At 38.7% G+C, this 26681-nt stretch carries 23 protein-coding genes and 1 tRNA gene; 6 read left to right on the top strand and 18 right to left on the bottom strand.

Annotated elements, in window-relative coordinates; all coding sequences use genetic code 11:
* Nucleotides 1-35: 35 nt before the first annotated feature.
* The 3 genes from FOC45_RS06470 to FOC45_RS06460 all read left to right on the top strand — a co-directional run bounded on the left by FOC45_RS06470 (nucleotide 36) and on the right by FOC45_RS06460 (nucleotide 3106).
* Nucleotides 36-968: a phospholipase A gene (locus tag FOC45_RS06470; protein WP_009389827.1), complete on the top strand. Its 933-nt coding sequence runs from the start codon at nucleotides 36-38 to the stop codon at nucleotides 966-968.
* A 142-nt stretch (nucleotides 969-1110) separates the two neighbouring features.
* A complete protein-coding gene (locus tag FOC45_RS06465) occupies nucleotides 1111-1725 on the top strand; it encodes a TetR/AcrR family transcriptional regulator (protein WP_009389828.1) in 615 nt (204 codons plus the stop codon).
* 46 nt (nucleotides 1726-1771) lie between these two features.
* A complete protein-coding gene (locus FOC45_RS06460) occupies nucleotides 1772-3106 on the top strand; it encodes a TolC family protein (RefSeq protein WP_009389829.1) in 1335 nt (444 codons plus the stop codon).
* A 54-nt stretch (nucleotides 3107-3160) separates the two neighbouring features.
* Here FOC45_RS06460 and FOC45_RS06455 read toward each other — a convergent pair.
* From FOC45_RS06455 to FOC45_RS06445, 3 genes are all read right to left on the bottom strand, one after another.
* Nucleotides 3161-3240, bottom strand: a tRNA-Leu gene (locus tag FOC45_RS06455).
* An 88-nt stretch (nucleotides 3241-3328) separates the two neighbouring features.
* Complete coding sequence (locus FOC45_RS06450) at nucleotides 3329-4243, bottom strand: bifunctional UDP-sugar hydrolase/5'-nucleotidase (protein WP_009389830.1); 915 nt, start codon at nucleotides 4241-4243, stop codon at nucleotides 3329-3331.
* Between the two features lie 7 nt (nucleotides 4244-4250).
* The gene (locus tag FOC45_RS06445; RefSeq protein ID WP_034540395.1) at nucleotides 4251-5042 is read right to left on the bottom strand and encodes a 5'-nucleotidase C-terminal domain-containing protein; all 792 of its coding nucleotides are present in this window, start codon (nucleotides 5040-5042) and stop codon (nucleotides 4251-4253) included.
* Between the two features lie 64 nt (nucleotides 5043-5106).
* Here FOC45_RS06445 and FOC45_RS06440 point away from each other — a divergent pair, with 64 nt between their 5' ends.
* Both FOC45_RS06440 and dapA read left to right on the top strand, forming a co-directional pair.
* Entirely contained in the window at nucleotides 5107-5625 is a 519-nt protein-coding gene (locus tag FOC45_RS06440) for a hypothetical protein (protein ID WP_009389832.1), read from the top strand.
* 7 nt (nucleotides 5626-5632) lie between these two features.
* The gene (dapA, locus tag FOC45_RS06435; RefSeq protein ID WP_009389833.1) at nucleotides 5633-6505 is read left to right on the top strand and encodes a 4-hydroxy-tetrahydrodipicolinate synthase; all 873 of its coding nucleotides are present in this window, start codon (nucleotides 5633-5635) and stop codon (nucleotides 6503-6505) included.
* A gap of 41 nt (nucleotides 6506-6546) precedes the next feature.
* Here the strand turns inward: dapA and FOC45_RS06430 are convergent, their stop codons facing one another.
* From FOC45_RS06430 to FOC45_RS06415, 4 genes are all read right to left on the bottom strand, one after another.
* Complete coding sequence (locus tag FOC45_RS06430; protein ID WP_009389834.1) at nucleotides 6547-8253, bottom strand: murein L,D-transpeptidase; 1707 nt, start codon at nucleotides 8251-8253, stop codon at nucleotides 6547-6549.
* A gap of 124 nt (nucleotides 8254-8377) precedes the next feature.
* Nucleotides 8378-9970: a dihydrolipoamide acetyltransferase family protein gene (locus FOC45_RS06425; RefSeq protein WP_009389835.1), complete on the bottom strand. Its 1593-nt coding sequence runs from the start codon at nucleotides 9968-9970 to the stop codon at nucleotides 8378-8380.
* A 35-nt stretch (nucleotides 9971-10005) separates the two neighbouring features.
* Complete coding sequence (gene pdhA, locus FOC45_RS06420; protein WP_009389836.1) at nucleotides 10006-11004, bottom strand: pyruvate dehydrogenase (acetyl-transferring) E1 component subunit alpha; 999 nt, start codon at nucleotides 11002-11004, stop codon at nucleotides 10006-10008.
* 168 nt (nucleotides 11005-11172) lie between these two features.
* Nucleotides 11173-13296 (bottom strand): Tex family protein, encoded by a 2124-nt coding sequence (locus tag FOC45_RS06415; protein WP_009389837.1) that lies wholly within the window; start codon nucleotides 13294-13296, stop codon nucleotides 11173-11175.
* A 353-nt stretch (nucleotides 13297-13649) separates the two neighbouring features.
* On the opposite strand from FOC45_RS06415, the gene FOC45_RS06410 reads away from it, so the two are divergent.
* A complete protein-coding gene (locus FOC45_RS06410; RefSeq protein WP_009389838.1) occupies nucleotides 13650-14825 on the top strand; it encodes an alpha-hydroxy acid oxidase in 1176 nt (391 codons plus the stop codon).
* A gap of 78 nt (nucleotides 14826-14903) precedes the next feature.
* Here FOC45_RS06410 and FOC45_RS06405 read toward each other — a convergent pair whose 3' ends face one another.
* The 11 genes from FOC45_RS06405 to nirK form a co-directional block, all read right to left on the bottom strand.
* On the bottom strand, nucleotides 14904-17252 hold the full coding sequence (locus FOC45_RS06405) for a beta-N-acetylhexosaminidase (protein ID WP_009389839.1): 2349 nt from the start codon (nucleotides 17250-17252) through the stop codon (nucleotides 14904-14906).
* A gap of 103 nt (nucleotides 17253-17355) precedes the next feature.
* Nucleotides 17356-18027, bottom strand: a complete 672-nt coding sequence (gene folE / locus FOC45_RS06400; RefSeq protein ID WP_009389840.1) for a GTP cyclohydrolase I FolE — start codon at nucleotides 18025-18027, stop codon at nucleotides 17356-17358.
* Nucleotides 18028-18039: 12 nt separating this feature from the next.
* The gene (gene lon, locus FOC45_RS06395) at nucleotides 18040-20490 is read right to left on the bottom strand and encodes an endopeptidase La (RefSeq protein ID WP_052141374.1); all 2451 of its coding nucleotides are present in this window, start codon (nucleotides 20488-20490) and stop codon (nucleotides 18040-18042) included.
* Between the two features lie 174 nt (nucleotides 20491-20664).
* On the bottom strand, nucleotides 20665-21222 hold the full coding sequence (locus FOC45_RS06390; RefSeq protein ID WP_034540113.1) for a molybdenum cofactor guanylyltransferase: 558 nt from the start codon (nucleotides 21220-21222) through the stop codon (nucleotides 20665-20667).
* Complete coding sequence (locus FOC45_RS06385; RefSeq protein ID WP_009389843.1) at nucleotides 21188-21535, bottom strand: winged helix-turn-helix domain-containing protein; 348 nt, start codon at nucleotides 21533-21535, stop codon at nucleotides 21188-21190. Before FOC45_RS06385 ends, FOC45_RS06390 begins: the two co-directional genes overlap by 35 nt.
* Nucleotides 21523-22707, bottom strand: coding sequence for a gephyrin-like molybdotransferase Glp (gene glp, locus FOC45_RS06380; protein WP_009389844.1), 1185 nt, complete (start codon nucleotides 22705-22707; stop codon nucleotides 21523-21525). The genes FOC45_RS06385 and glp overlap by 13 nt, the downstream gene beginning before the upstream one ends.
* 1 nt (nucleotide 22708) lies before the next feature.
* The gene (locus tag FOC45_RS06375) at nucleotides 22709-23341 is read right to left on the bottom strand and encodes an SCO family protein (RefSeq protein ID WP_009389845.1); all 633 of its coding nucleotides are present in this window, start codon (nucleotides 23339-23341) and stop codon (nucleotides 22709-22711) included.
* Entirely contained in the window at nucleotides 23341-23790 is a 450-nt protein-coding gene (locus tag FOC45_RS06370; protein ID WP_009389846.1) for a hypothetical protein, read from the bottom strand. The genes FOC45_RS06375 and FOC45_RS06370 overlap by 1 nt, the downstream gene beginning before the upstream one ends.
* Complete coding sequence (locus FOC45_RS06365; protein ID WP_009389847.1) at nucleotides 23765-24430, bottom strand: hypothetical protein; 666 nt, start codon at nucleotides 24428-24430, stop codon at nucleotides 23765-23767. Before FOC45_RS06365 ends, FOC45_RS06370 begins: the two co-directional genes overlap by 26 nt.
* Nucleotides 24431-24433: 3 nt before the next feature.
* Nucleotides 24434-25213, bottom strand: coding sequence for a formylglycine-generating enzyme family protein (locus tag FOC45_RS06360; RefSeq protein WP_034540111.1), 780 nt, complete (start codon nucleotides 25211-25213; stop codon nucleotides 24434-24436).
* 9 nt (nucleotides 25214-25222) lie between these two features.
* Entirely contained in the window at nucleotides 25223-26650 is a 1428-nt protein-coding gene (gene nirK / locus FOC45_RS06355) for a copper-containing nitrite reductase (RefSeq protein ID WP_009389849.1), read from the bottom strand.
* Nucleotides 26651-26681 lie beyond the last annotated feature (31 nt).

The raw sequence follows: 26681 nt of genomic DNA, 5'->3' as shown, positions 1-26681 counted from the left end.
TTTTTGCTACTTTTGCCCCGCTAAAAAATAAAGAAATGAAAAATACTTTACTGATAAGCCTACTGATAATAGGTAGTAGCGCAGTAGCACAAGAAACAACTACTATTGATACACTACAAGAGCCTCCAAGAGAAGAAGCTGTGATAAGCAAAAAACTACTATTAGAGCGTGCCCTTTCAAAAAATTGGGAACTCGACCGCGAAGACCAACGGGGTACTTTTAAGTTTGTAGACTATATGCCTATGTATGTGATGCCGTTTCGTTTTACCGATGTGCCTACTGAGCAACCCCAGAGCCTTAATCCAGACCGCCCTGTACCTGAGAGGCGCGATTATCAGCATATTGAAACTAAATTTCAGGTGAGCCTTAAGGCTAAGATTATGCAAGATGCTTTTGGCAAAGGCGATGTATGGGTAGCTTTCACACAGCAGGCCTATTGGCAGATGTATAATGGCAAACTATCGCGTCCTTTTAGAGAGATAAACTATGAACCAGAGCTTATTTTTACTTATCCGTTGAATCTTTCAGCAGGAGATTTCAAGATGAAAATGATAGGGCTTTCTGTCAATCACCAATCTAATGGTAAAGAAGCTGCTCATTCGCGCAGTTGGAACCGCTTTATACTGATGGGTATTTTTCAGTGGAATGAGGTGCTAATAAATGCGCGTTTTTGGAAACGTTTTACTGAAAAGCCTCGCGAAGACGATAATCCCGATATAGAGAATTACATAGGTAGATGCGAGCTCTCCTTGATTTTTCCTTTCAGAAAGAATGCCTTTTCTCTAAAGCTCCGCAATAATCTGAATCTCAACCATAATCGAGCGCATATAGAGTGTAATTGGATATATCCTCTTAGCCGAGATTTACGCATTGCTTTGCAAGCCTCCCACGGTTATGGTGATTCGCTGATAGACTATAATTACAAGCAAACAGTAGTGGGTGTAGGATTTACCTTCTTGAGTTTATAATGGTTAAAAAATATAAAGTTTCTTACAAAAGTAGGAAACTTTTTTTGTTTATTAAGTTTTTTTATACTACCTTTGTCCCCGAATTCAAGATGATTAGCAATTGGTAAATTGCTAATTAGCAAATTGACAAATTAATATAAGTATGAAAGAAGAAATAGTAAAGCGCGCACTGAATGATTTTATGCAGTATGGGTTTAAAACCTTTACAATAGACGATTTAGCAAGCAAAATGGGAATATCAAAAAAAACGCTTTATGAGCACTTCCCTTCTAAAAACGACTTAGTAGAGGCAGTATTAGATTATGCCTTAGATATGAGTTGCAAAGATGTAGAAGCTTTTGTACAAGGTGATGGCTCGGTAATAGAAAATGTATACCGCAATCAGAAAAAAGTAAAAGAGATATTCAATATCAATAGTGACCGTCCTATTTGGGAACTTCAAAAATACTACTCCAAAACCTACGAGCGTATGGAGATAGAATTTGCTAAGTCTGATGCGCGTTTTATAGATAAACTCTTAGAAAAAGGTTGGAAAGAAGGACTTTTTAGAGAGGATATCAATGTAAATTTTTATAAAACCTTTTACTCTAGTGTACAACGTTTGCGTTCTGTTGCCAACACTTTTCCTGAGAGAGAATTTCCTTTTTGGGATACTATTTATACCCTTATGGAGTATTTTTTCAGGATAGTGGTAAACGAAAAAGGTATGAAAGAATTAGAGCGCGTATTGCAGCTTAAAAATGAAAAATTAATATAAAAAAAGCTTGTTTAAAAGCCTATCTAACATATAAAAACAAATATCAATGAAAAGAATCATTACAACTATTTTGCTGTGTGCTACAGCAATTTCTTTTGCACAACAAAAAGAACTTACGCTAAAAGATGCAATACATTACGCTTTAGAACACAAAGCCGATGCTGAGAAAGCGCGCTTAGATGTGAAGAAGAGTGAATACCAGATACAAGAAGTACGTGCTAATGCACTGCCTAACCTTGCAGCTTCAGGTGGTATGGTATACAACCCTAAGTTACAAGCCACTTATATTGATGGTAGTACCTTTGGTATACCTGGTGGTGGCCCTTTAAAAATGGAAATGGGACAAAAATGGTCAGCTAATGCTGAAGCTAAACTTACTCAAATGCTCTTCAGTCAAGCTGTATTTATGGGGCTTAAAGCAGCACGCACTACTCACGAGTTTTATCTGCTTAATCAACAACTTACTGAGAATGAGATTATCGAAAAGGTAGCTAAAGCCTATTATCAGGTATATCAAACCCGTCAGATGTTGCAAAATGTAGAAGCAAACCTAGCCCTTACCGAGAAGACAGCAGGGGTAGTAAAAGGTCTTAACGAAGCTGGTTTAGCTAAAAAAATAGACCTAGATCGTACCACAGTAGCGCTGAATAATCTTAAGTCTGCAAGACAGCAAGCCCTTAACGGACTACAACTCTCTGAAAATGCTCTCAAATATATGATAGGAATGCCTATGAATGAGCAAATCATACTTCCTAAAGATGGTTTTGAAGCTAATTACGATCTTGCTTTTGCCAAAGGAGGCACTAACAATCGCATAGAGTTACAAGTCCTCGAAAAACAGAAACAACTTTTGGATATCAATGTAAAGGTAAAACGTGCAGCTCTCTATCCTTCTTTGATGTTACAAGCTACTTATGGTTATTTAAGTATGGGGCCTAAAATGCCAATTATTTATGGTAAAAAGGATAAAGTATATGGGGCTGATTATTCGTCTATTACGTTAGGGGTTAGTGTACCTATTTTTTCAGGTTTTGGCACTACAGCTAAAATACGCCAAGCTCAGATAGAAAGCCAAGCTTTAGAAGCTACCCTCAAAGACACCCACCTCGCTATGGATTTGGCTTATGAAAATGCTCATAGCCAACTAAATAATAATCTACTTACAATAGATTCACAAAAAGAAAATGTAAAGTTAGCTGAAGAAGTGTTGCTCAATACGCAGAATAATTACCAGCAGGGCTTAGCTTCTCTCACCGATTTGTTAGATGCAGAACGTTCTTTGTCTGATGCAAAGAATAACTATACAAATGCACTTTTAGATTACAAGTTAGCAGAAATAGAGTTGCTCAAATCGCAAGGGAAGTTAGATACTATAAAATAACTACCTAAGTAAAGACAATAAAAAAAGCTATCCTAATTAGGATAGCTTTTTTTGTACCTGAGGAGGGAATCGAACCCTCACTCCGAAGAACACGAGTTTGAGTCGTGCGCGTCTACCAATTCCGCCACTCAGGCCTGCTCTTTAAATCGGTTGCAAAGGTACATAACTTTTTTTAATATGCAAAAAAAAGAGCAACTTTTTTGCATATTATTTTCTAACTACTTATACTTCAATACTTACTGATTGGTTTTTCACTAATGTATTCTCTTCAAAATAGAAGTCTATACGCCCTAAATTGATGCCATAGCACCCTACTTGGTTTACTAAAGTAGTATTGCCGCTTCTGTTAGTTACCAAGGTAGGACGGTCTAAGAAAGTGTGTGTATGTCCTCCGATAATAAGGTCTATATGCGAAGTTTGGGCAGCTACTTTTAGGTCATTTACCTTTTTAGGGTTATCTTTATAGTCATAACCTATGTGCGAAAGACAGATAATAAGGTCACACTTTTCTTCATTGCGTAATTTTCGCTCCATATCTTGTGCTATTTCTATAGGGTCAAGATATACAATTTCCCCATAATTCTGTTTAGTTACCAATCCTTCCAATTCAACACCAATACCAAAAACTCCTATTTTTATACCATCTACTAAGTATATTTTATAAGGTTTTGTATGCCCGTTGAGTATTGTGTTGCTTACATCGTAGTTCGAGATGATAAAATCAAATTTAGCGTGAGGCAGTTGGGCATAAAGTCCTTCTAAGCCGTTGTCAAAATCGTGATTGCCTAATGTGGCAGCATCATATCGCAACATCGACATTACTTTAAACTCCAATTCTCCTCCGTAAAAGTTGAAATAGGGCGTTCCTTGAAAGATATCACCGGCATCAAACAGCAGCGTATTAGAGTTTTCTTTTCTAATGCGTTCTATCAGTTGTGCTCTACGGGCAGCCCCTCCCTTATTGGGGTTAATGGGGTCATTTAGGGGTAGAGGGTCTATATGGCTATGAGTGTCATTAGTATGCAAAATAGTGATATGCTTTGCATTATTAGGCTTCATAGATAGCGAGCCAAGTCCTCCTAAGCCTACAAGTAGAGAGGAAGCTCCTATATTTTTAATAAATGTTCTTCTTTCCATAATAATTCTAAGGTTTGTATTCAAAACGGTGGTCTTCTTTAGCGTCTATCACGTCTGTTTGTTTAAAGTAATCAATCAATACGTTGCGTATTTTATAGCCGGTATCCTCTTTTTGTATAGGGTTGCCGAAAAAGTACATAGCATCACCACCGTTGAATAGGTAGTCTGAAGTAGCTACTCTGTAGGTGGCGTTGGGGTCAAAAGGCTTACCATTAATGGTGAATTGTACAATTTTTCCATCTTGGGTTATTTGCAGAGCTACCTGTTTAGAGAGAGGGTGGGGGAGGCGGTGCTTGATAAGGTAATCAACTAATTCTTGCACTTTTTCACCTTTCATTGTTACGATTACTACCTCGTTTTCAAATGGCATAAGGGCGTAGGCATCTCCCACTGTTACCGGGCCTTTAGCAAGGTCAGCGCGAATGCCACCCCAGTTCATCAGCACAAAATCAATATCGTTACCTGTGCGTTTTTTATAAATAGGCGATACAATTTCGTAAGTAGTATCACCAAATAGGTTAGAGATAGCAGTATTTAGCCGTGGGTGTTTACGGTCTTTCACTAAGTCATTTGCATTTTGGCTCAGCACTTTGCTCATTTCTTCCTCTACGTGCTTCCTATAGGGCATAATAAACTTATCTACCTGATTTAGAGAGGGTATAGTATCGGTAATTACTATATTTTTTGCTGTTACTTTTGTCAATTCTGGTTTGTTGATATGGGCAGCGCAAGCACTGAGAAGCCCTATCGCAATCAATGACACGATGAAGTAATGATTTAATTGTTTAAACTTTCTCATAAATAATCTTTTAAATTTAAAATTTATTGTTACCTTTGCAATCACACGCAAAATTACAAATATTTTGGAAATAGTAAAGAATTATTATATAAAAAATAAAATTGGCAAGAATTTTAAAGCTTTGGATAATTATAATAAATTGTTAAACAATGAATTAACCAAAGTGGGCTGTATAGTGGATATGGACGTTGTAAAAGATGTTAATCCGCTTTTGGGGCTTATTAAGTATTATGCCATACGTCCCGAAAACTATATCATTTTAGGGTATAAACGTGTATCAGAAGAAACACACGCTAACGGTACACCTATTCTCATTGATAAAGAAATCAATTGGCAGGGCAAAATACGCAATTACCACGCCGACCGTTTGGCTGAGCAGGAGTACGATTTGCTTATCAATTATTTTAATGAACCCAAGCTGCCATTGTTGCTGCTTTCTTCGTCTATCAAAGCCAAATTGCGCATTGGTTTCCAAGGTATTGACTTACAATATAATGATATAGTCATCGGTTGTACCCCTAATCAGGAAGCCGTATTCGTAAACGAAGTGAAAAAAGTTTTAAGTACAATTATTCATAAATAGAAAAATTATGACAAGCCAACTAAAAGGGACAGGTGTTGCCCTAATTACACCTTTTACTGCCGATGGGCAGGTAGACACTAAGGCATTAGCCAATATAGTGAACTATGTGATTGACGGTGGGGTAGAGTTCATAGTAGTTTTAGGTACTACTAGCGAAGCTCCTACACTTACTAAGGAAGAAAAAAAGATAGTGCGCAGCACTATTATCGAGGCAAATAAAGGGCGTTTGCCTTTGGTCTTAGGTATCGGTGGTAATAATACGCAGAATGTAATTGATGAAATCAAAACTACCGATTTAACTCATTTTGTAGCGATACTCTCGGTTACACCTTATTATAACAAACCTTCGCAAAATGGCTTGTATGCACACTTTGCGGCAGTAGCTACAGAAACTCCGTTACCTATAATTCTTTATAATGTACCAGGACGTACAGGAGTATCACTTACAGCTGAAACGATACTGCGTTTAGCTAATGATTTCGAGAATATAGTGGCTGTAAAAGAGGCTTCTGGTAATTTGCAACTCGATATGAATATCTTCAAAGATATGCCTGCTAATTTTACCTTCCTTTCTGGTGATGATGCTACTACGCTACCTTCAGTATATATGGGGGGTAGTGGAGCTATTTCAGTGATTGGCATTGCTTATCCAAAAGAGTTCTCAGAAATGGTGCGCTTAGGCTTACAAGGTAAGACAGTCGAAGCTAATAAATTGCACTATGCATTAATGCCTAAGATGGCTGCCGCTTTCAAAGAGGGTAATCCTACAGGTATCAAAGCTATTTTAGCAGCTAAAGGCTTATGTCAGCCTTATGTGCGCTTGCCATTAGTAGAGGCCTCTGAGGCGTTAAAAGAAGAAATAAAAAGGATTGAAGTCTAATTCATAATTCAAAATTCATAATTGATAAAGCGGTTTGAAAGTTAACTTTCAAACCGCTTTATTTCATTTAGCTGAGGGGTGTCAAGCTCGTAAATATCGTTCTTAATAACTACCTCTCCGTTGTTATCTACCCAAGCGGTGTAGTAGATAATGTTTACCTTATATTTAGTCTTCAGTGCAATGCGATACTGACTTCTTTTAGTATTTTGCATCGCTTCAGTTACTTTTTCTATTGTCCAAGGAGTCTGGCTCTCTTCATTTTTTAGTAAATGATAGGCAAGTTCCGAAGGATTTTGCACCCGTATACATCCGTGACTCAAGGCGCGGTAATCGCGGTCGAAAAAGTGCTTAGAAGGGGTATCGTGTAGGTAGATACTCATACCGTTAGTCAAGATAAACTTTACTAAGCCTAACGAGTTGTTGGCTGAAGGGGCTTCTACAAAGTAGAATCCTCTCTTATGTACAGCTGGGTCATTCCAATTTACTTGGGTAGGGTCTACTTTTTTACCATTTTCATACATCGTATAACCGCGATTTTTGTATTTTTCGGGGTTAGCTTGCGATACTATTTGGGGTATCATTTCTTTTTTGATGATACTTTGCGGTACTGACCACGTAGGTCTGAACTCCACATACTGTATAGTGTCCGTAAAAATGGGGGTAGAGGTAGCCGATTTTCCAACTACTACTCTCGTTTCAAATAGTACAGAGTCCTTCTCAAATAGCAAGAGCTTAAAATCAGGAATATTTACAATAGCATAATGATCTCCTAAGTAGTTGTTAAACACCCGCATACGCTCCATATTTAGCTTTAGTAGGTCGCGTGTTCTTGTATCGTTCATATTGATAAAGTAGAGCGTTTGTTTGCCCAATACTCCGTCAGGGGTAAGTCCTTTACTCTCTTGAAAACGCTGTACAGTGCGTATTAAAGTGCTATCTACAGTCTGTGGGTCAGCTTCTGCTATAGCTTCAAAACCTTTTTGTTTAAGTCCTTTGCGCAACTTTTCTATTACAGGGGCAGTATAGCCGTATACGAAATCTTTAAAGTTTGCAAAATCAATAGTCTCAGCAGAATCAAGTGTTTGTTTTTTTAGCAGAACGTATTTCTCTCTCATCTGCTGATATTGCTTACTTTGGGGTAATAAACCGTTAATTACAGTGCTTAGAGGCTGCTTATCATCTATGTTTAAAAGTAAATCTACATTTTTCCTTTTACTTTTAGGAGGAATCCACGAGTGATTGCCATAGTTTTTTCTGCTAAGTCGCCCTTTGCTGAGGTGTTGTGTTAGTAAAAAGAATGAAGCAGTGATTTCCTTGTCTAAATTAGCCTTGTATTCATCTGATAATTGGTGGGTATAAGCACTGTCTACCGCCTTTGCTAAGGCATTGCGCCTATAAGTCTCAGGGTTTAGTCCATCGTTGGTAATGCTGTCTAATACGCTGAGATACTCAGCAAACAGCCGCGAAGGCATATCTTGGTACAGCCAACGTGTTTTATTTCCATTTTGTGTGTAATAGTTATAAGTATCTGATTGTACACCTTTCTTTTGGTCAGCATCAGCTATAAATAGTTTTTCAAAGGTAGCAGCAGAAGTATCTACGCCAATGGTTAGCGCTTCTTTATAAATCTCTTCTCCCGTGTCTCTTAAGGATGAATCGGGGTGCGAAGCAGGATTTTTCTTACAGCTTTGCAGCAGTAAAAAGGTAGTAAGTAGTAACCAAATCGTTTTTGCGTTTCTCTTGTTCATATCAAGCAATTGTGTAATTAGCACGCAAAGGTATTCTTTTTTTCTAAAATAACAAAATTAGTGCCATAAAAAAAACGCTGCAAGCCATAAGCCGCAGCGATTTTTCTTCCTTTTCTCTGTTATACTATGCAAGCATAGTTACAGGGTTTTCAATATATGATTTCAGTGTTTGTAAGAACTGAGCACCGGTAGCACCGTCTATAGTACGGTGGTCGCACGCAAGGGTTACTTGCATAGTGTGTCCCACTACTATTTGTCCGTTTTTCACTACTGGTTTTTCGATGATAGCACCTACTGAAAGGATTGCTGAGTTAGGCTGATTGATGATAGAGGTAAATACATCTACTCCAAACATACCTAAGTTAGACACTGTGAAAGTACTTCCTTCCATTTCGGCAGGAGTTAATTTCTTGTTGCGTGCCTTACCAGCTAAGTCTTTTACTAAAGCACCTATTTGGGTAAGCGTTAGCGTATCAGTAAATTTGATTACAGGTACTACTAATCCGTCTTCTATAGCTACTGCAACACCTACATTTACGTGTTTGTTATACACGGTTACATCTCCTTTCCAAGAGGTATTTACTTGTGGGTGTTTCTTAAGAGCCATAGCACACGCTTTTACTACCATATCGTTGAATGATATTTTTGTATCTGGCAAACTGTTAATTTGAGCACGCGATGCCATCGCATTGTCCATATCTATTTCTATTGCCAAATAGTAGTGAGGCGCTGTGAATTTAGATTCTGATAGACGTTTAGCAATTGTTTTACGCATTTGTGAGTTCTTCACTTCTTCAGTTACTTCTACACCTACAGGTATTACTGTTGGTATAGCAGCCGATGCAGCTGCAGGGGCAGGAGCCGCTGCTTTAGCACTTGGAGTAAAGTTTTCTACGTCTTTTCTTATGATACGTCCATTTTCACCACTACCTTTTACTTCTGTTAGGTTGATACCTTTATCTTGAGCTATTTTTTTAGCTAAAGGCGAAGCAAATACACGGTCATTAGCATTAGTAGCTGCTGGGGCAGCCGCAGGAGCAGCTTCTTTACTTTCAGCTTTAGCAGCAGGAGCTGCTGGGGCAGCACCACCACCTTGTACAGCCGCTAATACGGCATTTACATCAGTACCAGCAGGACCTATAATAGCTAAAAGTGAATCTACTGAAGCACTTTCGCCTTCTTTCAAACCTATGTATAATAGGGTACCTGCATAGAATGATTCAAACTCCATTGTGGCTTTATCTGTTTCAATCTCAGCCAAAATATCGCCTTCTTTTACAGTGTCACCTACTTTTTTCAACCAAGAAGCTACAGTACCTTCTGTCATAGTATCGCTCAAGCGAGGCATAGTTACTATTTCTACACCTGCAGGTACAGCAGCACCAGTAGCAGCAGGGGCAGGAGCTGCAGCAGGAGCAGCTGCTTCAGCTTTGGCAGGGGCAGGAGCTCCACCACCAATAAGAGCCGAAATGTCTTCTCCCTCTTTACCGATGATAGCTAATAGGGTATCTACTTTTGCACTTTCACCTTCTTGTAAACCTATGTACAATAGGGTGCCTGAATGAAACGATTCAAACTCCATTGTAGCTTTGTCTGTTTCTATCTCAGCCAAAATGTCGCCTTCGTTTACTTTATCGCCTACTTTTTTTAGCCACTTTGCTACAACACCTTCTTCCATGGTGTCGCTGAGTCGTGGCATATTGATAATTTCTGCCATTTATGTTGTTATTTATATTAGTGTTTTTATTTTAATTACAGTCTACTGCGCAAGAATGGGTAGTTTTCTTGGTCGTATACTACATCATACATTATATGGTGTTCTGGGTATGGCGACTCTTCTGCAAATTTCTCGCATTCTGCTACCAAGTTCTTCACGCGTTCGTCTATAGCTTCCAATTCAGCGTCTGTAGCGTATTTTTTATCTTTTATTACGCTTAGTACGTTGGTGATAGGGTCTTGTTTCTTGTACTCTTCCACCTCTTCTTTAGTACGATAGTGTTGAGCGTCAGACATAGAGTGTCCTCTGTAGCGGTAAGTTCTAATATCCAATAAGGTAGGCCCATCACCTCTTCTAGCGCGTTCTACAGCCTCGTATACTGCTTCAGCTACTGTTTCAGGGTGCATACCGTCTACCGCTTGGCAAGGCATTTCATAACCTAAACCTAATTTCCAGATGTCTACGTGGTTAGCAGTTCTTTCCACTGAAGTACCCATTGCGTAGTGGTTGTTTTCTACGATGAAAACTACTGGCAGTTTCCAAAGCATAGCTAAGTTAAGCGTTTCGTGAAAAGCTCCTTGGCGCACAGCTCCATCACCCATAAAAGTAAGGGTTACTCCGTCGCGGTTTAAGAATTTATCAGCAAAAGCCAAACCAGCTCCTAAAGCTATTTGTCCGCCCACAATACCGTGACCACCATAAAAATGATGTTCTTTTGAGAAAATGTGCATTGATCCTCCCAAACCGAGTGAAGTACCAGTACCTTTACCGTATAGTTCAGCCATTATCCTACGTGGGTCTACGCCCAAACCAATAGGGTGTACGTGGCATCTGTACGAAGTGATCATCTTGTCCTTAGTAGGGTCTATAGCGTGCAAACATCCTGCTGCTACCGCTTCCTGACCGTTGTATAGGTGCAAGAATCCTCTTACTTTTTGCTGAATGTAAACCGCTGCCAGTTTATCTTCAAACTTCCTCCAAAAGAGCATGTCCTCGTACCATTTTAGGTACACTTCTTTATCAAATTTTTTCATTTGTTTTTATGTATATATAAAAAAGTCTATTACTATTTTTTAGCTAATCTGTTGATAATAAAAGCCTTCTCATCATCTCTCTGGTGGAAGTCTTTAAAAATATTTGCAAAGATGCAAAAAAAATATCACGTAACCAAAAAAAAATGAAAAAAAATATATTTTCATTTTTTAAAGTATCATTGAAAGCGATATCCGATGCCTTGCCTCATCTACTTCCGTCACCTTTACCTCTACTTGTTGGTGGAGTTTTACTACTTCATTTACATCAGATACATAACCGTCTTTCAGTTGCGAAATATGTACTAAACCACTCTCTTTCAATCCTATATCCACAAAACAACCAAAAGCGGTGATGTTATTCACTATCCCTGGCAATACCATTCCTACCCTTACATCATCAAAAGTCTTTACATTAGGGTCAAAAGCAAAAGCTTTAGCAGCTTGTCGAGGGTCAAGACCAGGTTTCTCAAGTTCTTTTAACACATCTTTTAGATATAATATACCCACTTCATCAGTGATATATTTCTGAATATCAATGGTTGCAATAGCTTGTTTGTTGCCTATAAGTTTCTCCGTAGGCAATCCCAAATCCTTTGCCATTTTGTGTACTATGGGGTAGGCTTCAGGGTGTACAGCCGAATTGTCTAACGGATTATCTCCTTCTTTGATGCGCAAGAAAGCTACAGCTTGCTGGTATACTTTATCACCCAAACGCGGTACTTTTTTCAAGGCTTCTCGTTTGTTGAAGGCTCCGTTAGCAGATCGGTACGCTACTATATTTTCTGCCATCTTGTCACCTATACCCGACACATAACTCAATAGCGACTTGCTGGCGGTATTCAGATTAACACCTACTTTATTTACACAGCGCATCACAGTAGTGTCAAGCTCTTCTTTCAATAGCGTTTGGTTCACATCGTGCTGATATTGCCCCACACCTATACTTTTAGGGTCTATTTTCACCAATTCTGCCAAAGGGTCTGATAGACGCCTACCGATAGATATAGCTCCTCGTACAGTAACGTCTTCGTTAGGGAACTCCTCTCGTGCTATCTTAGAGGCTGAATATACCGATGCTCCTGCTTCACTCACTACAAATATTTCTATTGACTGAGGAAATGCTACCGATTTTACAAAGGCTTCTGTCTCGCGCGAAGCAGTACCATTACCTATACTAATAGCCTCTATTTTATACTGAGCAACCATTGTGCGCAGCTTTTTAGTAGCAGTAGCTGTATCTTGCTGAGGCGCGTGAGGATAAATAACATCGTGGTGCAGTAGGTCGCCTTTTTCATCTAAGCATACCACCTTGCAGCCGGTTCGATAACCAGGGTCAATAGCCAAAATCCGCTTTTCACCCAAAGGGGCAGCCAATAATAGTTGCGATAAATTCTCACTAAACACGGCAATTGCTTTGCTATCAGCCTTATCTTTAGCTTCCTGAAGTGTTTCATTGGCAATTGAAGGCTCTAAAAGGCGTTTGTAACTATCTTTTATGGTTTTCTGCAAAAAGTCAGCTATTTCTCCACTACTCTTGATGATATTTTTTTCTATGAAAGGCAAAGTTTCCTCTGTATCAACTTGTACTTTCATCTTTATAAATCCCTCTTTTTCAGCTCTGAGCATAGCCAACACCCTATGCGAAGGGGCTTTAGCTAATGACTCATTCCAATCAAAATATTGTGAGTATTTTTGAGCTTCCTCTTCATCAGCTTTCCCTTTAGCTACCTCAGTAACAATGAGGGCTTTGCGTTGAAAAACTTTCCTAAGAGTACGCCTAATAAACATATTTTCATTAATCCATTCGGCTATAATATCCGAAGCCCCTTGTAGAGCCTCAGCTTCAGTAGTTACCTTATCAGATAGATAACGAGAGGCAAGCGAAGACAAGTCAGCAGGGCGTTGTGCCATAATCTGTTTGGCAAGAGGCTCCAAGCCGTTTTCTTTAGCCACATCACCTTTAGTTTTGCGCCTTTTTTTATAAGGTAAATAAAGGTCTTCTAACTCATTTAGTTCAAAAGAAGTCTCTATACGTTGGCGGAGTTCATCGGTAAGTTTTCCTTGCTCTTCTATCGAAGATAAAATGGTTTCTTTTCGCTTGCAAATATTGTCATATTCATTCTGAGCTTTAGCAATACGTTCAATTGCCACCTCGTCCAGATTACCAGTTTTATCTTTGCGATAGCGAGCTATAAAAGGAATAGTACAGCCTTCGGAAAGTAGTTCTAGAGTATGCTCAATAGCCCGTTCTGTCAGTTGTGTTTGATTTTTTATAAATAAAATATTGGCCATATTTTTGAAATTATGAGGCGGCAAAGGTAGCACAAAAAAGCTAAAAAAACAACAACTATTACCACCCTCTATTTATCACACTTTAGCTACCAGTCAACCCCTCTAATTCATCGAAGGATGACCGAACAATGAGCGAAGGATGACCGAACAATGAGCGAAGGATGACCGAACGATAAGCGAAGGATAAACGAACAATAACCCTAATTACTATAAATTTTCTTTTTTTTCTTTTGCAAGTAAAAATAATTGTATATATTTGCCACCGAAATAAGAAAAAGAAATCTTTATAGATTTTCTAACCAAAAGGAAATGCTATAAGGAGTAATAAAACAAATTATAAAAAACTTCATTAAATGAGAGATTTAACAAAAATGACAAACATTGAGGACTTGCGTGTAGTTTGCAAACGCAATGTTCCCAAAATGTTCTACGAATACGTAGATACTGGTTCGTGGACACAAGCGACTTATCGCGATAACGTATCCGATTTCAACCCTATCAAATTTAAGCAAAAAATATTGGTTGATATGGATAATCGTACCCTCGAAAGCACTCTTTTAGGCAAAAAGGTGAAATTCCCTGCAATGACTGCTCCAGTAGGCTTTATGGGTATGATGTGGGCTGATGGCGAAATCCATATGGCTAAAGCGGCTCAAAAGTTTGGTATTCCATTTACGCTATCTACTATGTCTATCTGTTCTATTGAAGACTTAGCAGAAGCAGGAGTAGAGCCTTTCTGGTTCCAGTTATATGTAATGCGCGACCGCGAGTTTATGAAAGACCTTATCAGACGTGCTAAAGAAGCTAAATGTTCAGCTTTAATGGTAACTGTAGACCTACAAGTACTTGGTAATCGTCACCGCGATATTAAAAATGGTCTATCTACCCCTCCTAAATTTACGATTCCTAATATTATCAACCTTTCTACTAAAATTCCTTGGGGAATGCGTTATATCTTCGGAAATCGTCGTTGGACATTCCGCAATATAGCAGGACACGCTAAGAATGTATCAGACCTTTCTTCACTTTCTTCTTGGACGAAAGAACAATTCGACCCAAGTCTTAGTTGGAAAGATATTGCTGAAATAAAGGAATTATGGGGAGGTCCTATCATCTTAAAAGGTATTATGACACCTGAAGATGCTATGGATGCTGTGAAGTACGGTGCTGATGCCATTATCGTATCAAACCACGGAGGTCGCCAAATGGATGATACTATTTCATCTATCAAAGCTCTTCCAGATATTGTAAGTGCGGTAGGTAGTCAAACAGAAGTATGGATTGACTCTGGTTTCTATACAGGTCAGAATATGTTAAAAGCGTGGGCTATGGGTGCTCGTGGTATTATGCTTGGACGTGCCCCTGTATACGGATTAGGTGCTTATGGTGAAGAAGGAGTAACTCGTGCACTACAAATCCTTTATGATGAAATGGATACTACTATGGCTTTTTCAGGTCATAGGAATTTACAAGATGTAGATAGCAGTATCTTAGTAGAAGGTACTTACCCTCTACCGAGCAAAAAGTAGTTAAATACTAAATAATAAAAAAATAGGCTGTCTGAATATTCAGACAGCCTATTTTCATTAACCATTAAAATTTAACCATTAATTAACTTCTATTTCGTCAATAAATAAAAAACCTGGTTTCCCTGCAGCTCCGTTATGAAAAGCAGGTATTTTATTCACCTCATTAATTTTAACTTTCAGATAAGTTACTTTCTTTTCTTTAAAAGAAAGTTTATAATCTTTTATTTCTCTAAAATGTTTAGTAGGTAGTTGGTAATCTTCTTTAGCAAGTGTTTCGTAGTTTTTACCATCAGTAGAACCTTGTACTTCAAAATGGGTAGGAGGGTAAATCCAATCACCAGTATCTATAAAAGATTTGAAAGATACTTCCTTGATAGGGGTATTCTCTGGCAAAGTAATAACTACTTCACAAGGAGCCTCACTAAATCCCAACCATTGTCCTGAGCGCGAATTCTTATTTCCTCTCTGGCCATCCACTAAAGTGATAGCTCCGTTGAAAGTGTAGTTGTGAGTGGGCTTGCTAAGAAATGTTATAGGGCGAACAGTAGCCTTGTTGAAGATAAACTTTTGTCCCCAACTGCTCTCACCTTCACTACCAAAAGCCTTTGCTTTAAGGTCTGTAGTTTTTGTTATTTTTAGTGGTTGAGTGTATATTGTAGCATTTTTAGTAGGTTCAGTACCATCAGTAGTGTAATAGATAGGGGTGTTTTCAAGGCAAGAAAAAGTGACTTTTATATCACCTACTTCAGGTTTTGCTTCAGCACGTACATTGAAAATATGTTTAGCGTAGTTATATCCCTCAAGCTGATAGATATTGATAAGACGCAAAAGTCGTTGTAAGAAAGCACTATAGTTTTTAGCGTCTTTAGGGTTATGCCATTGTACTTCAGCCAAAGCTGCATAGCGAGGTAAAGCCATATACTCTACGTGTTTAAAGGTTTTCATATATTCTGTCCAGATATTGGCCTGTACCCCTAAGATATGTTTTTGTTGTTCAGGAGTAAGAGCATCAGGATAAGGATTGAAAGAATATACACGTTCTACAGGTACATAACCTCCGATAGCAAGCGGTTCAGTATCAACTTTGTCAGTTTGATAAAAGTCAAAATAGCAGAAAGACATAGGGGTCATAATAGCATCGTGGTTAGACTTAGCAGCCTCTATAGCACCACTGATGCCGCGCCAAGACATTACAGTAGCATTAGGAGCTAATCCTCCTTCTAAGATTTCATCCCAACCAATAATACGACGGTTTTTGCTAGCTAATACTTGTTCAGCATATGTAATTATGTGGCTTTGTAGATACTCTTCGGCAGAGTGCTTGTCATCACCTTTTATACCTAATTCTTTAATTTTAGCTTGGCATTTAGGACATTTTTTCCAACTAACTTTTGGGCATTCATCACCTCCGATATGAATGTATTGTGAAGGAAAAATCTCAGTAACTTCTTCTAATATATTCTTTATGAAATTATATGTTTCTTGGTTGCCAGCACAAAGTACATCATCAGCTATTCCCCAAGTTTCACGTACCTTATAAGGCCCTCCTGTACAGCCTAACTGCGGATAAGTAGCTAAGACAGCTACCATATGTCCTGGTAAGTCAATTTCAGGGATAATAGTAATATTACGGTCAGCGGCATATTTTACAATATCCTTCATTTCTTGTTGTGTGTAGAACCCTCCGTGAGGTTTGCCATCAAAGGTAGTCCATTGTTTTCCTACCATTGTTTGGCTACGGGTGCTACCTATAACAGTAAGTTCAGGATATTTCTTAGATTCAAATCGCCAACCTTGGTCATCAGTAAGGTGCCAATGGAAACGGTTCATATTATGAAGGGCAAGCATATCAATAAAGATACGAATAGAGTCAGCAGTAAAGAAGTGGCGTGCACTGTCTAAATGTCCTCCACGATAGGCGAAGTAAGGCTGATCAGTGATTTGCTGAGCAGGGAAGATAATTTTTTTAGTTTTTAGGACAGGAATAGATTTTCTGAGAAACTGTATACCGTAGAAAGTACCTGCTTTAGAAGCTCCATTGATGGTGATATGATCAGCATCAATACTAACTTGGTAACCTTCTTTGTTTTCATTATTGTAGTTTTGGAGGAGAACAATGTTATTAGAAGGTTTTCCCTCATCGAGAGCAATGTTGAGAGCAATACCTGATTGCTTTTGAATATACTCTTTCAAGAAGCCTGCATATCGCTCTAAATCAACATCTCCTTTAGGATAGGTGATTTTCGTATTTGCAGTAAGCACAAAGGGCTTATTAGCATTCATTGAAGGTTTAGATATCATCTGAGGGGCAGGAATAACCTCATAATTGGCTGTAGCGGTTGTATCTGCCTCCTGATGGGTAGTAGCGGACTTACAAGAAAACATCAACGCTACTAATAAAATTGCTGAAGTAAATTTTATCCTCATCTTTTAAAATTTTAAATTAGTGAGGCAAATATACGATGTTTTTTTGAAATACATAATAATAAAGAAAAAATATTTTTCCTCCCTCCCCTCAGATGTCTTTTTTTTAGTGAAATCTGGTCTCTAACTTTATATATTCTAGAAATTCTTTTCTGACTTCAGGGTCTTTAAACTTGCCACCAAACTCTGCTGTTACGGTACTGCTGTCTATATCTTCTATCCCTCGCGAGTTCACACATAAGTGCTTAGCATCTATAATGCACGCTACATCTTCAGTACCTAAGGCACGTTGCATCTCTTGCACTATTTGTAGGGTTAAGCGTTCTTGTACCTGAGGACGTTTAGCATAGTACTCTACTATTCTATTCATTTTTGAGAGCCCTAATACTTTTCCGTTTGAGATATATCCCACATGCGCACGTCCTACTATAGGCAATAGATGGTGTTCGCAAGTAGAGTAAACTACTATGTTTTTCTCTACAAGCATCTCTCCATAATGATACGAATTGTCGAAAGTAGACATTGAAGGTTTGCGTTCTGGCAATAAGCCTCCGAAAATTTCCTTTACAAACATTTTAGCTACTCGTTTAGGAGTACCTTTCAGACTATCATCTGTCAAGTCCATTCCTAGTGTGTGTAGTATAGCACGCATATGAGTTTCAATATCTGCTATTTTTTCAGCTTCGCTCATTTCAAAGGCATCAGCTCTAAGAGGAGTAACTGCAGAAGTAGCTACATGGTTGTTGCCTATAATATCTTCTTCTTGTATTTTGTTCATTTTTAGTGTTTTTTATAAGGTTAAAACTTTTTTGTGTTTTACATCTTCATTAGTTATAGCTAGGCGTATTACTTCTTCCATATCTGTGACATAGTGGAAGATAAGTCCTTTGCGATATTCTTCTTTTATCTCTAAAATATCTTTTTCATTGTCTTTGCAGAGTATGTACTCTTTGATACCAGCACGCTTCCCCGCTAATATTTTCTCTTTCAGTCCACCTACAGCTAACACTTTGCCGCGTAGAGTAATTTCGCCTGTCATTGCCAAATTCTTTTTTACTCGTTTTTGGGTGAATAGCGACATTAGTGAGGTGAGCATAGCTACTCCTGCACTAGGACCATCTTTAGGAGTGGCACCTTCGGGTACGTGTATGTGTACATCATAACTCTCAAACAGCTTAGGGTCTAAATTATAGCGGTCAGCGTTTGATTTTAGGTATTCTAGGGCTATAGTAGCTGATTCTTTCATTACTTGTCCTAGATTACCAGTGATGTTTAGTACTCCTTTTCCTTTTGAAAGAGCTGATTCTATAAATAATATATCACCTCCCACACTTGTCCATGCAAGCCCAGTTACTACTCCTGCGACTTCGTTATCTTCGTATTTGTCGCGTTCTAAACGGGCAGGGCCTAATATCTTCTCTATAGTTTCAAAGTTGATTTTAGGGGCATAAGCTTCTTCCATAGCTAAGTTTTTAGCTCCGTAGCGCACTACTTTAGCAAGCTCTTTTTCTAAAGCTCTCACTCCTGATTCGCGTGTATAGCCTTCCACAATACGTTCTATTTCTTTCTTACCTAGCTGTATATCTGTGGCTTTCATACCATGCTCTTTTAACTGTTTAGGCAATAAGTGGCGTTTGGCTATTTCAGTTTTCTCTTCTATAGTATAACCTGATACATTTATGATTTCCATTCGGTCGAGCAGAGCCGGCTGAATTGTCGAAAGATCATTCGCAGTAGCAATAAACATCACTTTTGATAAGTCATACCCCATCTCTAGAAAGTTGTCATAAAACTCTTTGTTTTGTTCTGGGTCGAGCACTTCTAACATAGCTGCTGAAGGGTCACCTTGATAGCTACTATTGCCTAATTTATCTATCTCATCTAAAACAAATACAGGATTAGAGGTCTTGGCTTTTTTAAGTTGTTGTAATATACGCCCTGGCATTGCCCCTATATAAGTCTTGCGGTGTCCACGTATTTCAGCCTCATCGTGCAAACCTCCAAGCGACATTCGCGCGTACTCTCTGTTTAAAGCTTTGGCTATAGAGCGTCCTAAAGAGGTTTTCCCTACACCAGGAGGTCCATAGAAGCATAATATAGGTGATTTCATATCATTACGTAGCTTCAGTACAGCCAAATATTCTATGATACGGCGTTTTACTTCATCTAATCCGTAATGTTCTTTGTCTAGTATCTTCTGAGCACGTTTTAGGTCGAAGTTATCTTTAGAATATTCATTCCAAGGCAGTTCTAACAATACTTCTAAATAATTGCGCTGAATGCCATAGTCAGGGCTGTTGGGGTTAGTACGTTGTAGCTTGCTAAGCTCTTTTTCAAAAAGTTCTTTTATTTTATCGTCCCACTTCTTATCTTTAGCTTTCTTTTTGAGTTCTTCTATCTCTTGTTCGTATGATACACCACCTAATTCTTCTTGTATGGTGCGCATCTGCTGATGTAGGAAGTACTCGCGCTGCTGTTTATCAATATCAAATCTCGTTTTTGACTGTACTTCATTGCGCAAGGTAAGTCTCTGTAAGTCAATATTTAAATATTTTAAAATAGCAGTCGCACGCTCTTTTAACTCATCTATTTCTAAAACAGCTTGCTTCTCAAGTACTGTAGCATTCATATTAGAAGCAATGAAATTTATCAAGAAAGAGGTACTTTCTATATTTCTTATAGCAAAAGCTGCTTCTGAAGGTATATTAGGGTTTTCCTGAATGATTTTGATAGCTAAGTCGCGTATGGCATCTATAGTAGCTTCAAATTCTTTATCATTAGTATCAGGTTTTATATCTGATACTTCTGTGATAGCAGCTTTTATATAAGGTTTTTCCTCTACTATACCCTCTATCTGAAAGCGTTTTTTTCCTTGTATGATGATGGTTACATTGCCGTCTGGCATTTTTAGCACCCTTAATATGCGTGCTACAGTACCTAATCGATATACATCCTTTCCTTCGGGTATTTCGGTGTTTTCATCAGTTTGTGCTACTACTCCTATTGTTTTAGTAGTTTCATTAGCCTCATTGATAAGACGTATAGAGGCATCGCGTCCTGCCGAAATAGGGACTACTACACCAGGAAAAAGTACTGTATTGCGAAGCGGAAGGATAGGCAATACGTGGGGTACACGTTCGCGCTCTATTTCTTCCTCATCTTCGGTAGTTAGTAGGGGTATAAATTCTGCATTTTCATCTATATGCTCAGTAGCAAAACTGTCAAAATTTCCTATTTTCATTTCCATATTATTGATATGTGACATTTTGTCAGTAAGATCTTTGCCTGACTGACGAATAGTTTAATAGTTTAGTGAGGACTATAAAAAGCTATCTCCCTGATTGATAGTATAATAGTATTTACTTAGTGTATCAATCAGGGTAATATATTGCAATAGCTGTGCCATTGTTATATATCATTTGTTTTTTAATAGCGTCGTCCAATCTTCTGGAGTATTGATATTGGCAAAATATTGTTGGGAATTACATATAGGATAAGAGTGTTTTTTTGCTCCTAATTCTTCAAGAATAGTCAGCATTTTTAGTTTGTTTTGTGTTATATAGTTTTGCAGTTGAGCAACATAAGCATAAGGATAAATGCCTAAAGTAGGAAATACCTTTTCATTATAAGTGAGTACATTTATTTTGCTATAATCGGCAGTTGATTGCAAAAAATAAAATATATTTCTATCTAAGAGAGGCATATCACAAGGGCATACTAATATATCTTTTTTTAGATGCACTAAGGCACTGTAAATTCCTCCTAAAGGACCTTTGTTAGGGTATATGTCTGCTATCTGAGGGTAGGGGAAAACATCATATTCAGCCTTTTCTCCAGCTATATAGACTTCGTGCCCTAAATCTTCTAAACAGTTTCCTATACGTGCAAGCAGGGGTTCTCCTTCAAAAGTAAGAAGGGCTTTGTTTTCTCCCATTCGGCTACTCTTGCCCCCTGCTAAGACGATAGCTTTCATCTTTTGAAAAGTTTTTAAAACACTGATCTACTTTCTTAAATAGTGCTACGATTTTCTTACCTTCCTTAGTTAAGATACTGCGTCCGCCATCTTTACCTCCTACTTCTTTGATAACAAGAGGCTCTTTGGCGTTATTGTTCATTTCACGCACCATTCCCCAAGCACGGCGGTAGGGTATTTTTAGCTGACGGGCAGCTTCAGATATAGACCCCGAAAGGTCTATTTGCTCTAATAGTTTGGCTCTTCCTTCACCTATGCGAAGTCCTGTTTCAGTTTGAAACCAAATATGTCCTTTGATAGTTACAGTCTCCATATCTTTACTTTTTCGTCTTTTTCAAGTATTGTTTTGCCTGCAGGAAACTCTAATAAGCAATTGGTGAGAGGCAAGGTATCGAGCTTATGCGACTCTTGCGAATGTAGCACCATCACTTTAGCTTTATCAACGTAGGCTTTTAAATATTGTGTAACTTCTCCTTTCTTGCGGTCGTAAGGATGTGTAAGGGTTGCGTAGTCCATCTCTTTGCGGAAGTTATTTCTGCCATAACATCCTAAAATAAAAGGTTTTACATACATATGATAACAAGTGAATACCGAAGCAGGATTACCAGGTAGAGCAAATATTCTCTTATGTCCATACTTACCGAAATAAAGAGGCTTTCCAGGTTTTTGAGCTACTTTATAAAAGACTTCTTCTACACCTATGTTTTGAAGAGAAGTGCGCACAAAGTCGTAGTCGCCTACCGATATACCTCCCGAAAGTAAGAGTATATCTACTTTTTCGAGAGCTTCGCGTATAGCTTCTTCAGTAGCTTGTTGGGTGTCGGCGATGTGTTGTACTAATGAAAGTGATTGTCCTATCTCAGCCAACGCAGCTTGTAGAGTATAAGAATTAGCATTGTAAATTTTGCCTTCAGGGAGAGGGTTGCCTATCTCTACTAACTCATCACCTGTGTAAAGTAAACCGATAGTAGGTTTGGCAAATATCTTTACTTTATCAATACCTAAGCTGGCAAGAAATCCTACTACAGCTGCATTTACAAAGGTATTTTCGTGTAATACAAGGTCGCCTTCTTTTGACTGTTCGCCTTTGAAACGAATATTCTCTCCTTTTTTGACTTTGGTAGTGTCGAAATGGATTGTATTGCCTTCACGAGTTACTTTTTCTTGAATGACCACTGTATCAACACTGCTGGGTACACGCGCCCCTGTGAAGATACGCACTGCCTCTCCTTTTCCCAAAGCAATGTCTACAGTTTTACCTGCTGGTACTTCGCCTACTATTGTAAAGGTATCAGTGCTGAGGCTATCCATATAGCGGAAGCCATAGCCGTCCATAGCCGAATTAGAAAATGAAGGCACTGCAATAGGAGCAAATATATGTGTCGCCAAATACCCCCCGAGGGCTTCTATAAGAGGTACTTCTACTACCTCTGTAGTTTGAATATGTGCCTCAATGAGGTCTTTTGCTTGATTTGTATTTACCATATTAATTTGCTAATTGTTTAAGGGTTTCCTTCACAGTCCTGTCATAGTCAATGCCTAAACCTTCTTGTTGCGATACCAATTCTCCTTTCTTGTTAAACACACTAATAATGTTAGAATGTGAGAAATCCACTGGTGATATTTGCTTGTAGTTCACGGCAAGTACTGCCGCAAACTCTCGTGTTTGTTCTTCATTAGATCGAAGGAATAGCCACTGCTCATCGTCCATTTGCCTTTCTTTGGCAAAGGCTTTTAAGTGCTCTGGTGTATCCGTCTCGGGGTCTATACTCACCAAAAGGTATTTCACTTGTTTGCGCTTGTCTCCTGCTTGTTCATCTACGCGCTTGCGTATTTCGCGCATATCTTTAATAAGGATAGGACAAGCCGTCTTGCAAGAGGTGTAGATCATCACCACCACCAATACATTCCCTTTGAGGTCTTTGAGCTCTATGTTATCCCCATTTTGGGTTGTCCATACCGCTGGCAAGTGATATACTGATAAATCTGAAAAACTATCCGTCGTCTTTGTAGCGGTACTATCTGCCACTGCTTTTGTGTCAGTTGTAGTTGTATTTCTATTGTGGTTATTACAATTGAGCAATAACAAACTCAGTAAAATAAAATATAGTGTTTTCATTAATAGTAATTTTTTCTAAGGTTTATCTTCATTTTATCATATTTTGCTTCTAAATCTTCTAAAAATCCCTCCAAAACATCTACTACTTCTTCATAATTACGATAAAGGTATTTATCGTCAATTCCTTGTTCCATAATCCCTTTTATTTCTTTCAATTTAGCTCTTATATATCTATACGAGCTTGTTGTCCCATCATAGTATAGAAATTCTTGTACATATTCTTTCAATCTATCATAATCTGTATTAGCATCTACAATAGTAGCTTTGATATAAATATTCACTAATGCTATAATTGTTAACTCTGCCGATTGTTTATAAATATCTACTATCACATAATTACAGATTTTGTCTATATCGTTATATGACATATTCTTTAAGTTGTTATTATCGCCTAATAACAACTCGCAATCTTCTATAATATCTTTATATTTTGTTACAATATCTTTCATCGTGATATACTATTTGCGCCCCATTCCATTCTTTCACTTTCCATAATTCTGTTACTTCTCTTGTATGAGTCGTAGTTTTTTCGGTTCTATTTACCAAAACACCATTTCTTCTTCTGTCCATATTAGGTATTTGTACATTATCCAAATACTCACTTATTTCCTTTGCAAAGTCTCGAAAACCTATTGTCGAGGCTTTAATCCTTACTTCCATAATAGGCTTGCTATTACTCCATTTGAAGGTATATTTATTTATCCAATTAGGGCGTTCTTTAAGAGTTGCTACCAAGGGGCTATTCAAGTAAACAACAAACATACGCTCATCCTCTAGTGAACCATCACTATAGATTATCTTCTTTATACTATCCCAAGCGATAAAGTTGGTTTCATCAAATAACGGAATATCTATTGTAAAACCCTTATCATCATAAGTAATACTGCTTTTATCTGCATCTGTCGTATCTCCTGAAAAATCAAAATAGTGCCCTAATACAAATAACAACGCTACTACCAACGGAATGCTAAATATCACCGGAATATACCACAAAGTATAGTTTATAAAGGTGCTATAAATCACTACGCCCAAGCACAACAAAAGCATTACAACGGCAAAAATACAAATAAATATAGTAGTTACCTTCATTTTTTAATTATTTTTTGCACATCTGAAGCCCATATTCAGCATCGTATAGTTCGCTCTAAGGCTCCCTCGTAGCGCATACCGCATAAAAGCTCCATAGTTAGTAAGGTCGGAAGCATTGAGCGCACTCCCGCCACAAAAAAGAGCATCATCTCCTTGCTTGTCTTTGCGCGAGTCGCCCGAGAGAAGCACACTGTTGAAGTCCGCCACCCATTCCCATACTAAGCCGTGCATATCATACACTCCCCAATAGTTCTTGGACGTGCTCCCCACTTTCTGTAGGTAGGTCTTCGGCGTTTGCATACTCCGCACTATATATTCTTGGTAATGTTTCTTCTTGCGTGCATCTATACTTTGGGCATCGGCTTGGGCTACATACTCCCACTCGTCGGTTGTCGGTAGCCGCTTCCCTTCACACTCACAATATTTCTTGGCAGCAAACCACGAGATGTGGGTAACAGGGGCTTGTGCATCTAGCGGACTAAAATCTAAGTCGCTCTGCCAGTGCAAAAGATAACTCTTCTGTGCAAAGATTCCCTTTACTCGAGAGCGTTGCCACTCGGGGTGCTTCTCCAAAAAAGCTTTGTATTGTGCATTGGTTACGGGGTATATATCTAGCTGAAAGCTCTTTACGTTTACGGGCTTTGTCGCTTTATTCTCCCCTTTCACTCCATACAAAGGCACATAGCTTCCTCCTTTAATCGTTACCATTGGAGTAGGAGTTTGTCCTAAGAGTAACCCACAAAAGCATAAAAATATTATATAGGTAAAGTATCTTCTCATCATTTACCCCTATTAACGTTTGTCTCTTACTTTCTTTACTTTTTCAGGGCTTACTACGGTTTTGTTGTTTTCCCAGTTGTGATATACATAGGTGAGTACATCGGCTATTTGCTCTGGGGTAAGCGGTTGTGGAGGCATTACGCTGTTGTACTGTTTTCCATTTACAGTAATTCCTCCTGTATGCCCTTTCAGTACGGTCTCTATAGCTCTATCTACATCGGCATTGAGGTAGTCGGCTTTTGCTAAAGGCGGAAAAGCCCCTTCCAAGCCTTGTCCTTGCACCTGATGACAAGCAATACAAGTGCGTTGGTACACTTTTTTACCATCTTCTATCTGTTGTGCTAGCGTTTTATTACTTGTTTCTTTAATAGAGGTAGCTTCGTTAGTGGTCACTTGACTATTTGTTACTTTAGCTTGATAAGGTACGGGCTCTTGCTTGCCATAAATAACTGGATTTTCACGTCCTTGAGCAATGAGCTGTCCTAGTGCACCTTTATTGAAAGCGCGGAAAATAGCGTGGTCTACCAAAGTATAAGAACCGGGTATTTCTACCTTAAACTCTACTATGGCTGCCCCACCTGCCGGAATAACAGTTGTCTGTACGTTTTCATTTACGAGCTTACCTCCTTCTACCTGCACTCGGTCAAAGATTTCGCCTATTACGTGGAAAGAAGAGATAAGGTTAGGTCCTCCATTCCCTACAAAAAGGCGCACTGTTTCACCAGCGTTCACCGTAAGGGCTTTATCGCCTGTGAGGGCACCTACTTTACCATTGAAAAGCACATAATCAGGCTTTTCGGCAAGGGCTTTCTCCTGACTAAAGGCTTGTAATCCTTGGGCTCCGTAGTCTCCTTCTGTATAGAAATCGCCTTGCATTACATAGTATTCCATATCCACTGGGGGCAGACCGCCTTCGGGCTCTACCAATATAAGTCCGTACATACCATTAGCAATATGTAGAGGCACAGGGGCTTGAGCGCAGTGATAAACGAATAACCCTGGGTTGAGACACTTAAAAGTGAAAGTACGCTGCTGCCCTGGGGCTACTAACGATGCATCAGCACCGCCTCCTGTACCCGTTACAGCGTGGAGGTCGATATTGTGTGCTAATTTGTTATCAGGGTGATTTTTGAGAGTGAATGATACTTCATCGCCTACACGAGCACGGATAAAATTTCCAGGTACCGTACCGCCAAACGTCCAAAAAAGGTATTTAGTGCCATCTGCCAATTCGCCTTCTTTTTCTATGATTTCGAGGGTAACGCTTAGTTTAGTAGCCTTGCGATTTCCTACAGGGGCAGGTACGAAAGGAGGTGAAGTGAGTTGTGCTACCATTTCTCCTTCTACAGGGATTTCAGCAGTATTAGTATAAGTACTATTTTCATCGCCACAACTCCATAGTAGCGGTATACATATAAGTGAAGATATAATTTTTTTCATTGAAAAGTTGAACTGTTAATTGGCTGCAAAT

Source organism: Capnocytophaga sp. FDAARGOS_737, assembly GCF_009730375.1.
GTDB lineage: Bacteria > Bacteroidota > Bacteroidia > Flavobacteriales > Flavobacteriaceae > Capnocytophaga > Capnocytophaga leadbetteri.
Note: the sequence above shows the minus strand (reverse complement) of the source record. Positions and strands in the feature narration are given on the sequence as shown.